12 protein-coding genes, 9 tRNA genes and 1 rRNA gene are annotated in these 14,602 nt (G+C 38.3%); all 22 read left to right on the top strand.

Annotation, left to right across the window (positions count from 1 at the left end):
- A 5S ribosomal RNA gene (gene rrf, locus BLR62_RS08310) occupies positions 1-92 on the top strand; the annotation flags it as partial.
- A gap of 50 nt (positions 93-142) precedes the next feature.
- A tRNA-Asn gene (locus BLR62_RS08305) sits at positions 143-217 on the top strand.
- Between the two features lie 4 nt (positions 218-221).
- Positions 222-293 (top strand) — tRNA-Thr (locus tag BLR62_RS08300).
- Between the two features lie 20 nt (positions 294-313).
- Positions 314-388: transfer RNA gene (locus tag BLR62_RS08295), tRNA-Glu, on the top strand.
- A 7-nt stretch (positions 389-395) separates the two neighbouring features.
- Positions 396-471, top strand: a tRNA-Val gene (locus BLR62_RS08290).
- A gap of 3 nt (positions 472-474) precedes the next feature.
- Positions 475-550, top strand: a tRNA-Thr gene (locus BLR62_RS08285).
- Positions 551-565: 15 nt separating this feature from the next.
- Positions 566-651: transfer RNA gene (locus BLR62_RS08280), tRNA-Tyr, on the top strand.
- A 51-nt stretch (positions 652-702) separates the two neighbouring features.
- Positions 703-777: transfer RNA gene (locus BLR62_RS08275), tRNA-Gln, on the top strand.
- Between the two features lie 4 nt (positions 778-781).
- Positions 782-854 (top strand) — tRNA-Lys (locus BLR62_RS08270).
- A 21-nt stretch (positions 855-875) separates the two neighbouring features.
- Positions 876-951 (top strand) — tRNA-Ala (locus BLR62_RS08265).
- A 180-nt stretch (positions 952-1,131) separates the two neighbouring features.
- A complete protein-coding gene (gene cdaA, locus BLR62_RS08260; protein WP_090795718.1) occupies positions 1,132-1,953 on the top strand; it encodes a diadenylate cyclase CdaA in 822 nt (273 codons plus the stop codon).
- Complete coding sequence (locus BLR62_RS08255) at positions 1,950-3,194, top strand: CdaR family protein (protein WP_090795715.1); 1,245 nt, start codon at positions 1,950-1,952, stop codon at positions 3,192-3,194. Before cdaA ends, BLR62_RS08255 begins: the two co-directional genes overlap by 4 nt.
- Positions 3,195-3,245: 51 nt before the next feature.
- A complete protein-coding gene (gene glmM / locus BLR62_RS08250; protein ID WP_090795712.1) occupies positions 3,246-4,592 on the top strand; it encodes a phosphoglucosamine mutase in 1,347 nt (448 codons plus the stop codon).
- A 164-nt stretch (positions 4,593-4,756) separates the two neighbouring features.
- On the top strand, positions 4,757-6,355 hold the full coding sequence (locus BLR62_RS08245) for a metal ABC transporter solute-binding protein, Zn/Mn family (RefSeq protein ID WP_090795709.1): 1,599 nt from the start codon (positions 4,757-4,759) through the stop codon (positions 6,353-6,355).
- A gap of 154 nt (positions 6,356-6,509) precedes the next feature.
- Positions 6,510-7,226: a metal ABC transporter ATP-binding protein gene (locus tag BLR62_RS08240; RefSeq protein WP_090795738.1), complete on the top strand. Its 717-nt coding sequence runs from the start codon at positions 6,510-6,512 to the stop codon at positions 7,224-7,226.
- Positions 7,163-7,996, top strand: a complete 834-nt coding sequence (locus tag BLR62_RS08235; RefSeq protein ID WP_090795707.1) for a metal ABC transporter permease — start codon at positions 7,163-7,165, stop codon at positions 7,994-7,996. Before BLR62_RS08240 ends, BLR62_RS08235 begins: the two co-directional genes overlap by 64 nt.
- Positions 7,997-8,137: 141 nt before the next feature.
- On the top strand, positions 8,138-8,791 hold the full coding sequence (locus BLR62_RS08230; protein ID WP_090795705.1) for a YesL family protein: 654 nt from the start codon (positions 8,138-8,140) through the stop codon (positions 8,789-8,791).
- 68 nt (positions 8,792-8,859) lie between these two features.
- Entirely contained in the window at positions 8,860-9,855 is a 996-nt protein-coding gene (locus BLR62_RS08225) for a LacI family DNA-binding transcriptional regulator (RefSeq protein ID WP_090795703.1), read from the top strand.
- Positions 9,856-10,051: 196 nt separating this feature from the next.
- Complete coding sequence (locus BLR62_RS08220; protein ID WP_245719437.1) at positions 10,052-11,428, top strand: ABC transporter substrate-binding protein; 1,377 nt, start codon at positions 10,052-10,054, stop codon at positions 11,426-11,428.
- Positions 11,429-11,512: 84 nt separating this feature from the next.
- A complete protein-coding gene (locus tag BLR62_RS08215) occupies positions 11,513-12,403 on the top strand; it encodes a carbohydrate ABC transporter permease (RefSeq protein ID WP_090795698.1) in 891 nt (296 codons plus the stop codon).
- Positions 12,404-12,418: 15 nt separating this feature from the next.
- On the top strand, positions 12,419-13,246 hold the full coding sequence (locus BLR62_RS08210) for a carbohydrate ABC transporter permease (RefSeq protein ID WP_090795696.1): 828 nt from the start codon (positions 12,419-12,421) through the stop codon (positions 13,244-13,246).
- Positions 13,247-13,261: 15 nt separating this feature from the next.
- A complete protein-coding gene (locus tag BLR62_RS08205; RefSeq protein WP_090795695.1) occupies positions 13,262-14,599 on the top strand; it encodes a GH1 family beta-glucosidase in 1,338 nt (445 codons plus the stop codon).
- Positions 14,600-14,602: the final 3 nt, after the last annotated feature.

The raw sequence follows: 14,602 nt of genomic DNA, 5'->3' as shown, positions 1-14,602 counted from the left end.
TCACACCTGTTCCCATGCCGAACACAGAAGTTAAGCTCTTCAGCGCCGATGGTAGTTGGGTTTACCCCTGCAAGAGTAGGACGTCGCTAAGCAAAGCCATACATAGCTTTGTGAAGTAAGTAATGGTTTTAACTATTATTGTTCCACAGTAGCTCAGTGGTAGAGCAATCGGCTGTTAACCGATCGGTCGTAGGTTCGAATCCTACCTGTGGAGCCATTTTGCTTCCATAGCTCAGCGGTAGAGCACTTCCATGGTAAGGAAGGGGTCGCCGGTTCAAGTCCGGCTGGAAGCTCTCGTTTATTTTTTTGTACTGGCCCGTTGGTCAAGTGGTTAAGACACCGCCCTTTCACGGCGGTAACACGGGTTCGAATCCCGTACGGGTCACCATTATTTTGGAGGATTAGCTCAGCTGGGAGAGCACCTGCCTTACAAGCAGGGGGTCGCAGGTTCGAGCCCTGCATCCTCCACCATTTGCCGGTCTAGCTCAATTGGTAGAGCAACTGACTTGTAATCAGTAGGTTGGGGGTTCAAGTCCTCTGGCCGGCACCAGTACACTATTACGTTGGAGGGATAGCGAAGTTGGCCAAACGCGGCGGACTGTAAATCCGCTCCCATCGGGTTCGTAGGTTCGAGTCCTACTCCCTCCACCATTTTTTATAGTATTTATGACTAACAGTGTATTAAATTCACTGTTATTTTATTGGGCTATAGCCAAGCGGTAAGGCAACGGTTTTTGGTACCGTCATGCGCTGGTTCGAATCCAGCTAGCCCAGCCATTTCGAGCCATTAGCTCAGTTGGTAGAGCATCTGACTTTTAATCAGAGGGTCGAAGGTTCGAATCCTTCATGGCTCACTTTGATTAACATTATACATTGGGGCCTTAGCTCAGCTGGGAGAGCGCCTGCTTTGCACGCAGGAGGTCAGCGGTTCGATCCCGCTAGGCTCCACCATACATATTAGACAAAAGGGTTGAACGTTAATATTAATGTTTAATCCTTTTTTTATTTTTGATAAAAACTGGATGTTAACTGTTAGATTTCATTATAATCTTGTTTGAGTATATGCTATAATGGAAATGGCGATTACTTTTGAAATGGGTTGGTTATTTATGGAGAGAAGGATGTGTTGTCATGCTCGGTGAGGGATTATCTTTTTTTAATATACTTCGGATAACTGTAGACATTGCCCTCGTCTGGTATGTTTTTTATAAACTCATCATGCTACTTAGAGGGACAAAAGCAATACAGTTATTAAAAGGTATTTTTGTTGTTTTTATTATTTATTTAGTAAGTTATTTTTTAAATTTACAAACGGTACAAGTTATGATCGAACAAATCATTGTTTGGGGTCCTTTAGCTGTTATTATACTCTTTCAACCTGAATTGAGACGAGCGCTAGAACAAATAGGACGGGGGAGTTTCTTTAGTCGAAATAGACGATCTGAAGAAGAAATTTTCAATCAAACAATTGAAGCGATTGTCAAATCGTGTAAATACATGGGTAAAAGACGGATTGGTGCACTTATCACAATTGAACGCGAGACGAATATGGGGGATTATGTTCAAACAGGTATCCCTATTAATGGTCAGCTAACGAACCAATTGTTAACAAATATTTTTGTTCCGAATACGCCACTACATGATGGTGCTGTTATTATAAATCAGAATGAAATTGTTGCAGCAGCTTGTTATTTGCCGTTATCAGAAAGTCCATTCATATCTAAAGAGCTTGGAACACGCCACCGCGCAGCGATGGGAATTAGTGAAGTGAGTGATGCGATTACCATTATCGTTTCTGAAGAAACAGGAAATATATCATTGACCAGAAACGCTGAGCTATATAGAGATATAGATGAAGAGAAGTTAAGAGATATTTTAGTAAAAGAATTGGAACCTAATTTTGTTAAAGCCCCGACACTTAAGTCATGGAATTGGAGGGGAAAGAAAAAATGAATGATTGGTTAAATAAGCCTTGGGTAATTCGAATAGTATCATTATTTCTTGCTGTTTTGACCTTTTTTGTGATTTCTTTTGACAATCAAGATATGCGAACAGCAGATATAGGTGGTCTGGATTCTATTTTCAATAATTCTCAAGAAACTGAAATTCTAGAGGATGTACCGGTCAATATCATGATTGATGAAGAAGAATATGTCGTTAGTGGTGTTCCTGAGTTTGTCACGATGACCTTAGAAGGGACTGTTAGTGTTGTTCAATCAACAGCTACGCAACGTAATTTCGATGTGTTTGTTGATTTAGAAGGTTTAGAACCTGGGACACATGTTGTTCCAATTGAATATGATGGTATTTCTAATAGACTTAATGTAGGAATTGAGCCATCACAAGTCGAAATCTCTATTGAGGAACGAGCAACAGAAACGTTCGATGTACAAGTGGATTACACAAATGAAGAACAGATTGAGCCTGGTTTTGAAATTGTTTCCGAAAATGTTTCGCCAGGAACTGTTCAAGTCACAAGTTCTGAAAGTGTTATCGATCGAATATCAGTCGTTAAAGTTTATGTCGATGTTGAGGGAATCGGGGAATCGTTAGAAATTACAGACGTACCGGTTCGAGTTTATGATAATGAAGGAAACCAACTCAATGCACGCATTGAACCTGAAACAGTTTCAATTGATTTAGAGGTAGCGAGTCCTCATGAATCGGTTCCTATCAATATTGATACTACAGGCGAATTGCCTGATAATTTGCAACTTACTTCAATCGAGTCAGATATTGATGAAGTTGACGTGTATGCTTCAGAAGACGATTTAGAAACGATTACAGAAATAGACACCGAGCCAATTGATCTGTCCGAGATAACAGAAAGTACAACGATTGATGTTGATCTTGTTATGCCGGACAATGCTAGAATGCTTTCACAAAATTCGATTACGTTAAATGTCGAAGTAGAAGAAACGACAGATGTGACAATTGAAAATGTGGAAATTGATGTAGATAATTTATCAGATGATTTGACGGCAACTATTCTGGATCCTGATACAGGGGTAATTGATGTTAGCATCAATGGTTTCCCCTCTGAAATCAGTGATCTAGATGCCGCTTCTTTTGAACTTGTTGTTGATTTAGACGGTTTTAATGTTGGCGAATATGAAGTGCCAATAGAAATTGAAGAACCAGAAGATGTGGATGCTTCCCTTGAACAAGAAGAAGCTGTTGTCGAAATTGAATAATGAGATGGTGTCGTTCATTTTCTGTAATAGGAAATAAAGGAGAGATACAAGATGGGTAAATATTTTGGAACTGATGGTGTAAGAGGTATTGCCAATAAAGAGTTAACACCAGAATTAGCATTTAAATTAGGGCGCTTTGGTGGCTATGTTTTAACAAATCAAGCAGACAAACCAAAAGTTTTGATTGGTAAAGATACACGAATTTCTGGTGAAATGCTAGAGAGTGCATTGATTGCGGGTTTATTATCAACAGGTGCCGAAGTCATGCGTTTAGGTGTTATTACGACCCCAGGTGTAGCTTATTTAACGAAGGCGATGAGTGCACAAGCAGGTGCGATGATCTCAGCATCACACAACCCTGTGGAGGATAATGGAATAAAGTTCTTCGGTTCTGATGGCTTTAAACTAACAGACGCACAAGAGGAAGAAATTGAAGCATTGATTGATGCAAAAGAAGATACATTACCTCGTCCAGCCGGATCTGGCATTGGTCAGATAACAGATTATTTTGAAGGTGGACAAAAGTATATTCAATACCTTAAACAATCAGTTGATAACGATTTTGAAGATTTACATATTGCACTGGATTGTGCAAATGGATCCGCATCACCGCTTGCTACACATTTATTTGCGGATTTAGAGGCTGACATTTCAACAATTGGCACATCACCAGATGGATTGAACATTAACGATGGTGTTGGGTCGACACATCCAGAGAAGCTCCAAGCTTACGTGATTGAAAAAGAAGCAAATATTGGTTTAGCGTTTGATGGTGATGGTGACCGTTTAATTGCAGTTGACGAGTTAGGTCGTATTGTTGATGGTGATCAAATTATGTATATCTGTGCGAAGCACTTTAACGATCGAGGGCTTTTGCGTCATTCGACAGTTGTATCAACGGTAATGAGCAACTTAGGTTTTTATAAAGCCATCGAAGAGAACGGGATGAAGAGTGATAAGACAGATGTTGGTGACCGTTACGTGATGGAAGAAATGCGTAGAGGTGGCTATAACCTTGGTGGTGAGCAGTCTGGTCACATTATATTCCTTGATTATAATACAACTGGGGATGGTATGTTGACTGCGTTACAGTTAATTAACGTGATGAAAGAAACCGGTCGTAAATTATCTGACTTAGCTGATGAAATGGTAAAATTCCCTCAAGTGTTGAAAAACGTAAGAGTTGTTGATAAATATAAAGCTCTAGTGGATGAGCGCATCCAAGAAATCATCACAAAAGTGGAAAATGAAATGGGTGATGAGGGGCGCGTACTTGTTCGACCATCGGGAACAGAGTCACTTGTCCGTGTAATGGTTGAAGCGCCAACTGTTGATCGTTGTAATGAAGCAGCCGATCAGGTTGTAAATGTAATCGATGAATTATTAGGGATGAAATAAAAAAATTAAAAAAGGTTGTTGAATCGTCAGTTGACGGTTTAACAACCTTTTTTGTTTGTAAAGAAGGCCATTAAATATAATAAAATGCTTGACAGTAACTAATAAAGAATGGTAAGTTATAAAACGTAATAATTACGATTTAAAAATAATTAGGGGGAACATAGATGACTAAACAAAAAATAGTAATCGCCATGTTGGCTATGTTTGTGAGTGGTATTTTACTATCTGCTTGTAATCAAGAAGATATAGGAGAGACTGACGCTGGTGATGATGCCGAGATTGATGTTGTCACATCATTTTATCCGATGTATGAGTTTACTCAGCAAATAGCAGGTGAGCGTGCGAATGTGTCATTAATGGTTTCGGGAGGTGATGATGCCCATCATTATGAACCGAGCGCACAAGATGTTGCCGAGGTCAATGATGCAGATGTATTTGTGTACAGTAGTGAAGAGATGGAATTTTGGGCTGAGAGTTTATTAGATACAGTTGAAAATGATGATCTAATTGTAGCTAGAGCAGCGGATGGTATGGATGTATTTGATTCGGATCATTATGATGAAGAAGATGAACATGACCACGAATATGAAAGTGAAGATTCTGTGATCATATCAGGTGAAAATCATCATTATCATACAGGTGAAATGATAGAGTTAACAGCTGATTTAGAATCTGATGTCGAATATGACGATTGGCATTGGTATACAAGAGATGATTCAGATAGTGAATGGGAAATGGTTTCTGGTCAAGGCTCAAATACGTTTTCTTATGAAGCTGGGAATCACGATTTTGAAGTGAAAGCTGCTCTTTACGATGATGATCATGATGTCTACGCTGAATCAGAACCTTTTGAGATTGATATAGATAATCACGATGATGATCATGATCATGACGATGATGGACACGATCGCGAAGACGAAGATGATCACAGTCATGAAGATAACGGGCATGATCATGAATCGGATACAATTGAATTATCAGGTCTGTCTGAGCATTATCATTCAGGAGATGTCGTATCACTTGAAGCGATATTACATTCTGATGTTGAGTATGATGACTGGCATTGGTACAAGCGATATGACCACAATGATGAATGGGAAATGATCTCTGGTCAAGACAGTCATTATTTTGATTATGAAACATCAAGAGAAAGCTTTGAAGTGAAAGCTGTTCTTTACGATGATGATCACGAGGCATATGCTGAGTCTGAAGCAGTTCAAGTGGAAATAGATGATCATGATGATACAGATCCTCATATTTGGCTAGATCCGATATATGCTCAAGAACAGGTTAACACAATTCGTGATGCGTTAATCGAAGCAGATCCAGATGGAGAAGACATTTATACAGAAAATGCTGAAGAATTTAACACAGAACTTCAAGAATTACATGAAGAATATGAAGCAGCTTTTGAAGGTGCAGAAAATAGAACATTTGTTGTTCAACACCAAGCATTTGGTTATATTGAGAACCGCTATGACTTGGAGCAGATTTCAATTGGTGGGCTGTCAACTGAAGTAGAACCAAGTCCTTCTCGTATTGCTGAGATTGGTGATCTCGTTGAAGAGACAGGTGCTCCTGTTATTTATTATCAATCGGGTGCAAATTCAGATATTGCTCAAACGGTCGCAACTGAAACTGGAACAGAGACGGCTGTTCTCCATGATTTAGAATCATTACCTGAAGAATTAGCAGAAGGTGATTTAGGTTATATAGATGTGATGCGAGACAATTTAGAAGCACTACAATTAAGCATCCAATAAGATGAAAACTTTAAGAACTCTATCAATCATATGAAAACTGATAGAGTTCTTATTTCGTTTGTAAATCGTAATGCATTCGATTTACAAAAATGTGTGGTGTGTGTATAATGAAATGGAACTTATAAATTATTTAAAAAGAAAGGTCGCAAAAGGTATGCAATATATAAGAGTGAATGATCTTGCCTTTCATTATGAAAATGAACCTGTACTGGAAAATATCTCGTTTGAAGTGAATCCGGGTGATTTTGTGATGTTAACAGGCGAAAATGGAGCGGCTAAAACAACGTTACTACGTAATATATTAGGACTTTTGAAGCCGACAAAAGGAACGGTTAGCCTTTCAAGTAAAAATCGAAAAGGTAAAAAGCTAGTTGTCGGCTATGTACCCCAACAAGTCGCGTCATTCAATGCTGGTTTTCCAAGTACAGTCCTTGAACTGGTGCAATCGGGTCGTTTTCAAAGAGGGAAATGGTTTAAAAAATTAGATAAGCATGACAAAGAACATGTTCGTCGTTCATTAGAATCTGTTGGCATGTGGGACATGCGCCATAAGAAAATTGGTGAATTATCAGGTGGTCAAAAACAGCGGATTTCCATTGCACGTGTTTTTGCGACAGATCCTAATTTATTTGTATTGGATGAACCAACGACAGGAATGGATGTTCATTCGCGTGAACAATTTTATCAATTACTAAAACACAACAGTGAAGCGCATGGTAAAGGCATTCTAATGGTGACCCATGACCATGAAGAGCTCCGCCGTTATGCAGATAAACATATTGAACTTGTGCGGAAGGAGGGGTCACCATGGAGATGTTTTTCTATGGATTCATGCAAAGAGCTTTCCAAGCATCATTCTTCATTTCATTAATTGCGCCGATGCTCGGATTGTTCTTAATTTTACGTAGGCAGTCGTTAATGGCAGATACCTTGTCACACGTCTCTTTAGCGGGTGTTGCTTTAGGCATGCTCATTGGAACAGATCCGACCATTACCAATATCTTTGTTGTTGTTTTGATTGCCGTCGCGTTGGAGTATTTACGTATGTTGTATAGGTCTTACTCAGAAATATCAATTGCTATCTTAATGTCGACGGGTATGGCAGTAGCGCTTGTTTTAATGGGTCTGAATGATGGTGGTGCGACCTTGAGTATGAATCAATTCTTGTTCGGTTCAATTGTGACGATCAATCAACAACAAGTTTTGATGCTCGCTATTTTAACAGTCATAATCGGATCGTTATATGTACTATTCCGTAAGCCGATGTATGTTTTGACATTTGATGAGGATACAGCATTCACAGCTGGTTTACCCATTAAATGGATGTCTATTTTATTTAATATTCTAACCGGTGTGACGATTGCTGTTGTTATGCCGATCGTAGGTGCTCTATTAGTCTCAGCGATCCTAATCTTACCAGCTGCTATTTCGATGCGATTGAGTAAAAGTTTTAATGGTGTTATTTTTATTGGTATGATCATTGCATTGACTGGAATGCTGAGTGGACTTGTTGCATCATATGAATACGGCACACCACCAGGTGCATCGATTACGCTGATTTTTATTTTTATTTTTGCATTAACGGTTATTGGTAAAAAAATCACATTACGATTTAAGCAAAATCAATTTTCGAAAAGTTAATAAATATTCCAAAAACACCTTACTTTCTGGCCTTTGAGAGTAAGGTGTTTTAATTTGGTAAATAGATTCAAGTTGTGAGTAAAGATAAAATCATTTATATTGAAAAAGGTAGATAAATATATAGAAAAGGGAGTTTTTTTTATGAGTCAGACTGAAGGAGGCGCGATGCAGGGTGTGATGTCAATGCTTGATTGGTTTGTTAAGCTCGCCTACATTAACATTCTGTGGATTTTGTTTTCAATCATTGGTTTAGGTGTGTTTGGTATGGGGCCTGCGACAGTCGCTGTGTTTAATGTTATTCGCCAGCAATTAAAAGCGCCAGACAACAAAAAAGTGTTTAGTGTATTTTATAAGACGTACCGACGAGAATTTATAAAGGGTAATCAATTATTTTATATTTTGTTATCGGTTCACTTGTTTGTGGTAGTCGATTTTGCTGTTATTCGCGCACTTCCATTTAATTGGATTGTCGATTATGTGGTCGTACCCGCATTAATTATTTTATTTTTGTTGTGGACGTTAATGACAAGTTTTTCTTTATCAATTTTCACACATTATGATCAAAAAATTCGAACAGTGTTGAAAGATGCTTTTTGGGTTTCCGGTATCTTTCCTTTATCTTCAATCGGAATTTTACTTGGACTATTTGTATTTGGTATCATCGTCGCGTTTGTACCCGCAGTTATTCCGTTCTATATGATAAGTGCACCGGCATTACTAATCCAAAGCATTTCCCAACAAACTTTCAAAACTCTAGAAGCAAAAAAACAAAATCAAAAACATATTAATTCATAAGAAAGCATTGACTTTTAGTAGGGAACATAATATATTATAGTGGAAAGCGCTTTCCTAAGGAGTTCGACATGACAACTATTTATGATATTGCAGAGTTATCAGGTTATTCTATTACAACTGTATCTAAAGTACTTAATGATTATCCAAACGTCAGTCAAAAAGCGAAGAAAAAAGTAATGCAAGCTGTTGATGAGCTGGGTTATACACCGAATTCATCAGCAAGAACACTTGTAACAAACAAGTCTTGGTTGATTGGAGTCGTTTTCTCGGAAAATTTAGGAGTTGGGATTGCCCACCCGTTTTTCAGTGAAGTTATTGAGTCATTTAAGAAACATGTGGAGTTATATAATTTTGACCTTTTATTTCTATCTAGAAATAGAGGGTTGGAGCAAGAAACATTTAATCACTTAAAGCACAGAGGTGTGGATGGTGTCGTCGTTGTTCAAGCGTTTGGTGATAACATGGTTAACATCGATGAGTCGCCTTTTCCAATCGTTTTTATTGATTTGCCAGTTGACAGACCCAGTTCAGTCCATAGTGATAACCGCCATGGCAGTAAGTTAGCTGTTGATCATTTGGTGGATTTAGGTCACAAAAAAATTGCTCACATAATGGGTGAGCAAACTGTTTTTGCAGCGGACGAACGAATCAAAGGCTTCAAAAAGGCGATGGAATCGCATAACTTGGCTATACCAGAAACTTATATGGTAAGTGGAGGTTACTTCTCTTATGAAGGTGGGCGCGAAGCGATGATTAAATTGCTTGCGAACCAAGATAAGCCTACTGCCGTTGTTGTATCAGGTGATATGATGGCGATTGGTGCTATGAAAGTCATTGAAGAAGCGGGTCTAAAAGTACCTGATGATATATCCATTATTGGCTTTGATGATATTGCCATTGCTAAACATACGAATCCGCCACTTACAACGATCAAGCAAGATAAAGAGTTGATTGGCAGGCAAGCGGCTATCATGCTGTTAGATAAGATGAATGGCGAGACGAAGCAATACACAAAGGTCGTCCCAGTTCAATTAATTAAAAGAGGATCGTGCAGAGCCCTATAAGTGGGTTTTGTTTACCTAATAGTAAAGCGCTTTACCTTAAATTATTAGTCGTTTTTTCAAAATAAAATGAAATATATCGAAATATAGACTCTTAATCGAGGTATTTTTTTATAAAATTAAATGTAAAGCGCTTTACTCTATCAATTTAGTAACAATGAAAGATCAATATATATTTATATTATGGGAGGGAACGATTTTGAAAAAAAGTCTATTTTTAGTGATGATGGTAAGTTTGTTAGGTTTTCTTGCGGCGTGTGGAGATGATGAGCCAGATTTAGTGGTCACATCATTTACGGATGAATTACAAGAACCCATTGAGTATTTTGAAGAATTACACGATGTAAATGTTGATCTTCAAATTATTCCGACAGAAAACTATGTTAATACATTAAGACCTGCTTTAGAAAGTGGTAGTGGGGCACCGGATGTTTTCACTGGTGAAATTGTTTATTTAAAAGATTGGGTTAATCAAGATTACTGGGAAGACTTATCACAAGATCCATACAATGTCGATGAGTGGAGCGACGATTACATGGAGTATGTTTGGGACTTAGGTCGAGACGAAGAAGGTTCTATGAGAGCGTTGTCTTGGCAAACAACTCCAGGTGGTATCTATTATCGTCGTAGTATTGCAGAAGAAGTACTTGGTACAGATGATCCAGATGAAATAGGTGAGATGTTTGATACTGTAGAAGGGTTGTTAGAAGTAGGGGAGATGATGAAAGAGCATGATTACCGTCTTTTCCCTGATGAAGGTTCAATTGCCCCTTATACAAATGGTGCAAATCCTCAGCCATGGGTAAATGAAAATGATGAACTCATTATGACAGATGAGCGTATGACGTATTTTGATTATGCAAAAACATTACGTGATGAGCAATATACAGCTCTAGCACCAGCGTGGTCACCAGCATGGTTTGCTTCATTTACAGGCCCGATCAGCTATAACGTTGGCTGGGATGAACTAGATGAAGATGAAGAACAAACAGATGAAACAGAAGTATTTGCCGTATCACTTCCGACGTGGGGGCTACACTCAGTACTAGAGGTGGAAGCTCAAGAAACAGCAGGTGACTGGGCGGTTACAAATGGTCCGACACCATACTTTGAAGGTGGTACTTGGATTGGGATGTATAAGGATTCAGAAAACCATGAATTAGCATTTGAGTTCATTCAAATGTTAGTAAATGATGAAGAATTCCTAACAGAATGGGTATCTGAAACAGGCGATGTATTGTCTTATTATCCAGTGATGGATGAAATTGGAGAAGATTATTCAAATGATTTCTTAGGTGGACAAAACCATTATGACTTCTTCATGGAGCGTGCTGAAGAGATTGATGCTAGTCATGTTACAGCCTATGACCAAACAATTGAAGAATTATTTGGTACTCAAGTAGGTGCTTATGTAGAAGGGGACGCAACACAAGAAGAAGCCCTTGCAGAATTTTATAGCCGAGTGACGAATGCGTATCCTGATTTAGTCATTCCAGATGAGTTAGAAGAAGAAGTGGCTGATGAATTAGAAGAGTTTGAAGAATCGGGCGATTTAGAAGAGGAACCGGTAGAATAAATGCAGAAGGGGGGAGATTTCCTCCCTTCTATATCATCATTAAGGCTAAACTGAAAAACGTTTAGGCTGAAGGAGGAACGTATCATGAAAAATAATGATCGAAAAGCCTATTTGTTTATAGCGCCATTTGTCATTGTCTTTTTAGTTTTTAATTTATATCCAATCTTTTTAACGTTCTACTATAGTTTAACCAATTATTCAGGAATGGGCGGAATCGACAATGCCGATTTTATCGGAATCGATAACTATGTTCGCCTAGTAACAGATCGTTACTTCTATCAAGCGTTCTTTAATACGATCCGAATTTGGGGATTTAACTTCTTAGTTCAGATGTTTATAGCATTAGGTTTAGCACTATTATTCTCTGATATTCGTCTAAAGCTAAAAGGTGTGAGTCTTTTCAGAGCCTTATTTTACTTACCGAACATTATAACGATTGCTTCAGTGGCACTATTATTCAGTATTTTGCTGGACTGGAATCATGGTGGACTGAATCAAATGTTATTAAGTCTCGGTGTGATTAATCAACCGATTAACTGGTTGAATGACCCACTGTATGCTCAAGGAGCGGTAGCATTAATTGGTGCATGGATGTGGTTTGGTAACTCATTTATTGTATTAATGGCAGGTATTTCTGGTATATCAAGGGATTACTATGAAGCTGCGTTAATTGATGGCGCGAATTGGTTCCAATCCTTCAAATACATTACACTTCCACAGTTGAAGCCAATCCTATTATATGTGTTGATTACCTCTATTATTGGTGGCCTTCAGCTATTTGACTTACCGATGTTGTTAACGGATGGCCAAGGTTCCCCGCAAGGTGCTTTGAACACGATGGTATTGTATTTATACAATCAAGCCTTTAGGTATAACAACTTTGGTTATGGCGCAACGCTTGCTTATGGATTGTTCTTCATTACAGTTATTTTCTCTGCTGTGACATTTAGAACGATGTACAGAAAAGAATCTTAGGGAGGTTTGGGATAAATGGATAAAATGAAGTTATCAAGAATCGGTATTTATACAGGCTTAGTCATTTTAGTCATCATTTGCTTTATTCCTTTCTATATGATGATTATTAATGCAACAAGACCCAATTCTGAAATTTTAAGAGGGTTTACGTTAATTCCAGGTGATTCTTTAATGGATAACTACGACGTCTTGATTAGTTATATGGATGTTTGGAGAGGGTTTAGAAACAGTTTATTTGTTGCTATTTCTGTCACTGTTCTAAATGCTTATTTCTCAGCACTAACTGCGTTTGCGTTAGTTGTGTATGAGTTCAAGTTTAAAAATGCAATCTTTGTGACATTTATCGTCATGATGATGGTACCAGGTCAACTCGGTTTGATTGGTTTGTATGATCTAAGTGAGACTTTAGGTATTTTAGATACGTACTGGCCATTAATTATTCCAGCCGTTGCCGCACCATTTACCGTCTTTTTCTTCAGACAATTCTTAATCACGACGATGCACATCTCGATCTTAGAAGCAGGCCGAATTGATGGAGCGTCAGAGGTGCACATGTTCCACCGAATTATTTTACCGATTTTAATGCCAGCGATTGCAACGATGGGGATCTTTACATTTATCGGCTCATGGAACAACTACATTGTACCGCTCGTTATTATTCGTTCACCAGACCTTTACACATTACCTGTTATGATGGGTGCATTAAGTGGTTCGCCAGTTGCGAGTAACCTAGGAGCGATGTATTTAGGTATTGCTATATCTGTTGTACCTATTATGGTTGCCTTCTTATTCCTATCTAAATACATTATTAGCAGTATTACAGCGGGTTCTGTAAAAGGTTAATACGGGAGGTTTGTCATGAAATTTGATTCTGGTTTTACATTTGGAACATCAACTTCTTCTTATCAAATTGAGGGTGCGGTCAGTCAAGACGGTCGCACACCTTCAATTTGGGATACCTTTTCTCGTATTCCTGGAAAAGTGATGAATGCAGATAATGGTGATGTTGCCTGTGATCATTACAATCGCTATAAAGAAGATGTGCAATATATTAAAGAATTAGGCGTTGAAAAGTATCGCTTTTCAATTGCTTGGCCAAGGATCTTCCCTCGTGAAGGTGAATACAATCCTTTAGGTATGGATTTTTATAAACGATTAATCAAAGAATTGATTGAAAATGATATAAAACCGGTAGTGACGCTGTATCACTGGGATATGCCACAATGGGCTTATGATAAAGGTGGTTGGCTTAACCGTGAGTCGATTCAGTGGTTTTTAGATTATGCACAAGTTGTGATTGATGAGCTTGATGCGGATGTGGATAGCTGGATTACACATAATGAACCGTGGTGTGCTGCCTTTTTAGGTTATCAAACAGGTGTGCATGCACCTGGACATGCGGATGTGGAAGAATCGCTAATTGCGGCACACCATATGCTCGTCTCACACGGTGAAGTTGTCCGTTATTTAAAAAATAAAAAGCAATCTGATACTCCGATTGGGATCACATTAAATCTAAGCCCGATTGAAACGGTCAGTAACGATTATAATGATTTAATTGCTTTAACGAATGCAGATGGTTATCAAAATCGATGGTTTCTAGACCCGATTTTTAAAGGCGATTATCCATCTGATGTGATCAATCTGTTTTCAACGTTTGTTAACGATTTTTCATTTATTCAACAAGGAGATTTGGATATCGCATCAACACCAACGGATTTTTTAGGCATCAATTATTACAGTCGCGGACTAGTAGAATTCAGTTCAAAGGATCCGTTTTTGTATAAAGCGGGTTTTTCAGATTATGAAAAAACAGGAATGGGATGGGATATCTCTCCTGAAGCATTTAAGGATTTGATTTATAGACTTAGAGAAGATTATACAACACTTCCGATTGTTATTACTGAAAATGGTGCAGCATACCCTGATGAATTTGAACATGGCGAGATTCATGATGTAAAACGTGTTGATTACATCAAAAAGCATTTGAAAGCAGTAGCCGAGCTAAATACCAAAGGGATGAATATCTCGGGTTATTTCGTGTGGTCACTCTTTGATAATTTTGAATGGGCATTCGGCTATGATAAGCGATTCGGTATCATTCATGTTGATTTTAAAACACAAAAACGAACATTAAAAGAGAGTGCTAAGTTTTATAAAGATGTGGTTAAAAGTAGATCGATTGAGGAAGGGTGAAGC

Source organism: Pelagirhabdus alkalitolerans, from assembly GCF_900096905.1.
In the GTDB taxonomy this organism is placed as follows: Bacteria; Bacillota; Bacilli; order Bacillales; family Amphibacillaceae; genus Pelagirhabdus; species Pelagirhabdus alkalitolerans.
Note: the sequence above shows the minus strand (reverse complement) of the source record. Positions and strands in the feature narration are given on the sequence as shown.

Bases quoted from the DNA above. Each gene is read 5' to 3' on its own strand.
- cdaA (WP_090795718.1), top strand. From the start codon at position 1,132: ATGCTCGGTGAGGGATTATCTTTTTTTAATATACTTCGGATAACTGTA.
- BLR62_RS08255 (WP_090795715.1), top strand. From the start codon at position 1,950: ATGAATGATTGGTTAAATAAGCCTTGGGTAATTCGAATAGTATCATTA.
- glmM (WP_090795712.1), top strand. From the start codon at position 3,246: ATGGGTAAATATTTTGGAACTGATGGTGTAAGAGGTATTGCCAATAAA.
- BLR62_RS08245 (WP_090795709.1), top strand. From the start codon at position 4,757: ATGACTAAACAAAAAATAGTAATCGCCATGTTGGCTATGTTTGTGAGT.
- BLR62_RS08240 (WP_090795738.1), top strand. From the start codon at position 6,510: ATGCAATATATAAGAGTGAATGATCTTGCCTTTCATTATGAAAATGAA.
- BLR62_RS08235 (WP_090795707.1), top strand. From the start codon at position 7,163: ATGGAGATGTTTTTCTATGGATTCATGCAAAGAGCTTTCCAAGCATCA.
- BLR62_RS08230 (WP_090795705.1), top strand. From the start codon at position 8,138: ATGAGTCAGACTGAAGGAGGCGCGATGCAGGGTGTGATGTCAATGCTT.
- BLR62_RS08225 (WP_090795703.1), top strand. From the start codon at position 8,860: ATGACAACTATTTATGATATTGCAGAGTTATCAGGTTATTCTATTACA.
- BLR62_RS08215 (WP_090795698.1), top strand. From the start codon at position 11,513: ATGAAAAATAATGATCGAAAAGCCTATTTGTTTATAGCGCCATTTGTC.
- BLR62_RS08210 (WP_090795696.1), top strand. From the start codon at position 12,419: ATGGATAAAATGAAGTTATCAAGAATCGGTATTTATACAGGCTTAGTC.
- BLR62_RS08205 (WP_090795695.1), top strand. From the start codon at position 13,262: ATGAAATTTGATTCTGGTTTTACATTTGGAACATCAACTTCTTCTTAT.